This window comes from Devosia elaeis (assembly GCF_001650025.1).
GTDB classification, from domain to species: domain Bacteria; phylum Pseudomonadota; class Alphaproteobacteria; order Rhizobiales; family Devosiaceae; genus Devosia; species Devosia elaeis.
The window spans coordinates 1-4329 of record NZ_LVVY01000007.1 but is presented as its reverse complement, the minus strand read 5'-3'; the positions used below and the strand labels follow the sequence as shown (position 1 = coordinate 4329).

The 4329-nt window shown below is 63.9% G+C and carries 6 protein-coding genes; 3 read left to right on the top strand and 3 right to left on the bottom strand.

All coding sequences use genetic code 11. The features are described from left to right. Positions 1-69 precede the first annotated feature (69 nt). Complete coding sequence (gene yghU / locus A3840_RS00940; RefSeq protein ID WP_067450521.1) at positions 70-936, bottom strand: glutathione-dependent disulfide-bond oxidoreductase; 867 nt, start codon at positions 934-936, stop codon at positions 70-72. 131 nt (positions 937-1067) lie between these two features. On the opposite strand from yghU, the gene A3840_RS00935 reads away from it, so the two are divergent. The 3 genes from A3840_RS00935 to A3840_RS00925 all read left to right on the top strand — a co-directional run bounded on the left by A3840_RS00935 (position 1068) and on the right by A3840_RS00925 (position 2939). Continuing rightward, positions 1068-2180 (top strand): THUMP domain-containing class I SAM-dependent RNA methyltransferase, encoded by a 1113-nt coding sequence (locus A3840_RS00935; RefSeq protein ID WP_067450518.1) that lies wholly within the window; start codon positions 1068-1070, stop codon positions 2178-2180. A gap of 119 nt (positions 2181-2299) precedes the next feature. Then, entirely contained in the window at positions 2300-2668 is a 369-nt protein-coding gene (locus A3840_RS00930; protein WP_067450515.1) for a response regulator, read from the top strand. Between the two features lie 70 nt (positions 2669-2738). Further along, positions 2739-2939, top strand: coding sequence for a CsbD family protein (locus A3840_RS00925; protein WP_067450512.1), 201 nt, complete (start codon positions 2739-2741; stop codon positions 2937-2939). Positions 2940-2987: 48 nt separating this feature from the next. Here A3840_RS00925 and A3840_RS19540 read toward each other — a convergent pair whose 3' ends face one another. Together A3840_RS19540 and A3840_RS00920 are read right to left on the bottom strand one after the other, a co-directional pair. After that, entirely contained in the window at positions 2988-3125 is a 138-nt protein-coding gene (locus tag A3840_RS19540; RefSeq protein WP_165603097.1) for a hypothetical protein, read from the bottom strand. A 110-nt stretch (positions 3126-3235) separates the two neighbouring features. After that, positions 3236-3883 (bottom strand): dihydrofolate reductase family protein, encoded by a 648-nt coding sequence (locus A3840_RS00920; protein ID WP_067450524.1) that lies wholly within the window; start codon positions 3881-3883, stop codon positions 3236-3238. Positions 3884-4329 lie beyond the last annotated feature (446 nt).

The window sequence follows — 4329 nt, the reverse complement described above, 5'->3', positions numbered from 1 at the left end:
GGGGGGGGGGGGGGGGACAAATCGAAAAGCGCTCGAAGTCGCGCTGCCCCTCAGACAGAAGTTTTTGACCTAAACGGTCCCGCGCGCCTTGCGCACGGCCAGAACCTTGTCCACATCGGCCGCCGAATGGCGCTCGGCCAGGTGCTCGTCCTCGGGCCCGCTGGCGGCATTGACGCAGCGGCCACGCTTGACCGGCTCGCGGGCATCCACCTGCTTGGCCCAGCGCATCACGTTCTTGTAGCTGGTGACGTCCAGGAACTCGGCGGCATTATAGGCCCGCCCCAGCACCAGCCCGCCATACCAGGGGAAGATGGCCATGTCGGCGATCGTATAGGCGCTGCCCGAAACATATTCGTGCTCCGCTAATTGCCGGTCCAGCACGTCGAGCTGCCGTTTGGTTTCCATCGCATAGCGGTTGATCGGATATTCGAGCTTTTCGGGCGCATAGGCATAGAAATGCCCGAAACCGCCACCCACGAACGGGGCGCTGCCCATCTGCCAGAACAGCCAGTTCATAGTCTCGGCGCGCTCGGCCACGTCCTTGCTGAGAAAGGCGTCGAACTTGTCGGCCAGATAGACCAGGATCGACCCGCTTTCGAACAGCCGGATCGGCTCGGTCGGGCCGTAATCGATCATGGCCGGAATTTTCGAGTTGGGATTGATCGCCACGAAGCCCGAGCCGAACTGGTCGCCCTTGCCGATATTGATGAGATAGGCGTCATATTCGGCGTCATGCCCGGCGGCCAGCAGCTCCTCGAGCATGATGGTGACCTTCTGCCCGTTGGGCGTGGCCAGCGAATGCAATTGCAGCGGATGGGTGCCGCGCGGCAACACCGCCTCATGCGTCGCCCCGGCAATGGGCCTGTTGGTGCTGGCAAAGGCTCCACCATTGTCCTTGTCCCAGGTCCAGACTTTGGGCGGCACATATTCACTCATCGGAAGGCTCTCTCTTGTTCGACTGACGGCGACATTCATCGTCTTCTGCCGATATAAGCACAGATCGCCTCGAACGTAACCCTCCCCACGCCGACCTTGCCACCTTGTCCGGCCGCCGCTAAGCCTCGCGCATGACACAGGCCCCTTTCGATATTTTCCTCGTGGCCACGCCCGGCCTCGAAGCACCCCTGGCCGAGGAGGCGCTGGCGGCCGGCTTTGCCGGTGCGAAAATCACCGATGGCGGCGTCACTTTCGCCGGCACCTGGCCCGATGTCTGGCGCGCCAATCTCGTCCTGCGCGGTCCCACCCGCATCCTGGCCCGCATCGCCTCCTTCCGCGCCATGCACCTGGCCCAGCTCGACAAGCGCGCCCGCAAGCTCGATTGGCCCGCTTTCCTCCGCGCCGACGTTCCTGTCCAGGTCGAAGCGAGCTGCAAGCGCTCTCGCATCTACCATGCCGGCGCTGCCGCACAGCGCGTGGCCAAGGCCATTGCCGAGACAATCGGCACCCCCAGCGCCGAAGATGCTGCCCTGCGCGTCATGGTGCGCATCGAGGACGATCTGGTCACCATCAGCCTCGATACGACCGGCGAGTCGCTGCACAAGCGCGGTTTCAAGGAAGCGGTCAGCAAGGCCCCCATGCGCGAAACCATGGCGGCGATGTTCCTGCGCCAATGCGGCTATACCGGCGCCGAACCGGTGCTCGATCCCATGTGCGGCTCCGGCACCTTCCCCATCGAAGCGGCCGAAATCGCCCTCGGTCTGCTCCCCGGCCGGGCGCGCGCCTTCGCCTTCAAGCACCTGCCCGGCTTCGACCCCGCCGCTTGGAAGGCCATGCGTTCCACCATCCAGCCCCGGCCGACGCCCCTCCTCTTCCACGGCTCGGACCGCGATGTCGGCGCCATCCGCATGGCCACCGAAAATGCCGCTCGCGCCGGCGTCGCGGCCCAGACCCGCTTCGCGCAGAAATCCATCGAAGACCTGACCCCACCGGACGGCCCGCCGGGCCTGGTGATCGTCAACCCACCCTATGGCACCCGCATCGGCAATAAGGGCCCGCTGATCACCCTGCACCGGACCCTCGGCACCGTGCTCAGGACGCGGTTCCGGGGCTGGCGCGTCGGCATCGTCACCGCCGACAAGCAATTGGCCCAGGCGACCAGCCTCACCTTCGAGCCCATGCTGCCGCCGGTTCTCCATGGCGGCATTCGCGTGGCGCTCTATCGTACCGCGCCACTGGCCTGACGCCGCGACAATTTGAACCAAATGCTAACCATGCCGCCAGCTATGCGCCGCGCGCATGCAACGATTGGCCGCGCCTCGCCTTGTGCTGTCATGTATCGCGTAATCGAGGGGAACCGGAGATGTCCACGCTCTCGCCCATCCTGGTGGTCGAAGATCAAGCCCTCTTGCTGCTCGACCTCATCGATCAATTGGCCGAATTCAACTACGAGGCCCTCCCCGCCCAAAGCGCCCGCACCGCCGCCCGCCTGATCGAAAGCGGCATCCGCGCCCTGATCACCGACATCGAATTGGGCGACGGCCCCAATGGCCTGGTGCTGGCGCGGCTGGCGGCGCGCCTGCAGCCGGGCCTGCCCATCGTCGTCGTGTCCGGCGGCGTGCGCCCCGCCAAGCAGGATTTGCCCCCGGGCGCCGCCTTCCTTCCCAAGCCCTATCGCGTCGACGCCATCGTCGCTGCCCTGGAACGCCAGGAGGCGCTCAGGGCCGCCTAAGACATTTCGCATGCAACCCAATCCCCGCTCTCTCGTTGTTTTCACACGACAATTTCAAAGGAGACCGGCAATGGACTGGAACCGCATCGAAGGCAGCTGGAAGCAGATGACCGGCAAGGTCAAGGAACAATGGGGCAAGCTCACCGACGACGATATCGCCCAGATCAACGGCAATCGTGAGCAGCTCGAAGGCAAGATCCAGGAGCGCTACGGCAAGGCCAAGGACGATGTCCGCAAGGAAATCGATGACTGGTCCGGCCGCCTGAACTAGCCGAAACCAGACGCCCGCAAAAAGCCCCGGCCTGAGCCGGGGCTTTTTTTATTGCGCCGGCGGCACGTCGGCCGGGGCGGTGGTGGTCGTATCCGCCGGCGGCGCATCGGCAGGCGGGGCATCCCCACAGGCCGCCAGCGCGAGCGCGGCAACCACGGCGAGGGCGGCAAAGCGTAGACTTTTCATCTCAACCTCGTTGTCCATCACTGATCCCAAAAGGATCACGACGATGTGAAGCGAAGAACTGGGCGGGCTTTGGGCCGGATAATGGCCATTTGACGGCGATAAATGCCCGATCATCCGCCCTTTCGCGCAAACATCAGATGCGTCACCCCGCTTGAACTGGCCGTGGTCTCGATGTCGAAAACCTGTTCCAGCCCCTCCAGCCCATCCCACAGCCGCACGCCGCGCCCCAGCAGGATCGGCACCTGCACAAGATGCATGTGATCGATGAGCCTTTCCTTCAAGAAGGCCCGCAAGATGCGTACCCCGCCGCCGATCCGCACGTCGCGCCCGCCGGCCGCCTCCCTTGCCATGGCCAGGACGTCCGCGGGCGGCGCATCGGTGAAATGAAAAACGGTGCCGCCCTCCAGCTCCAACGGCGCGCGCTTGTGCTGCGTCATCACGAAAACCGGGGTGTGAAACGGCGGATTGGCTCCCCACCAGCCCGTCCAGTCCTTGTTCTCGTGCCAGCCCGGATAGCCGAACTTGTTCGAACCCATGATCTCGGCGCCGATGCCGACAGCGAACGTGCTCAGGATCGCGTCGTCCACCCCGCTTGTGCCGCCCTGTTGCCCGAACATGGTCTTGCCGAAGCGCGTCGCGAACATCCAGGCATGCAGCCGCTCCCCCGCATGCCCGAACGGCGCCTGCCGGCTCAACCCCTCCCCGGTGCCGAAACCATCCAGCGAAATCGAAAAATGCTGCACACGTGTCCGGGACATTGGCTCCTCCGCCATTTGAGCGAGTATCATTCCGAAAAAGGCCAACACGGAAAGCCGGACGACGTTCCCGCCTCCGTTTTCGTGCCGTTGATGGTGCCCCGAGACGGATTCCGCCTCTGAGTAAATAATGAGACGAAATCCGCCTCGGAGCATCGGGATTTCTGGCAGGGGGTTTGCTAGGGGGACATTGCTGCCACGAACCCATCCCCGGACCCAGCCTCCTTTAACGATGAAGAGGCCTCCCGACTGTCACCGGGCAGTTGATCGTTGCAACTCCATCGCAACCCGGTTGATGAGGGGATTATGCAGGAGAATTCCGGGGCGGGGATAAGTGTGTCGCGAAATAAGATCGCAATGGCAGATTTCGACCCCATTCCCGCCGTTCTCGACTAATTTGGCGGTCCCCAAAAGCATAGGTAATCGGGCTCGCTCTGAGCATGAGGCGA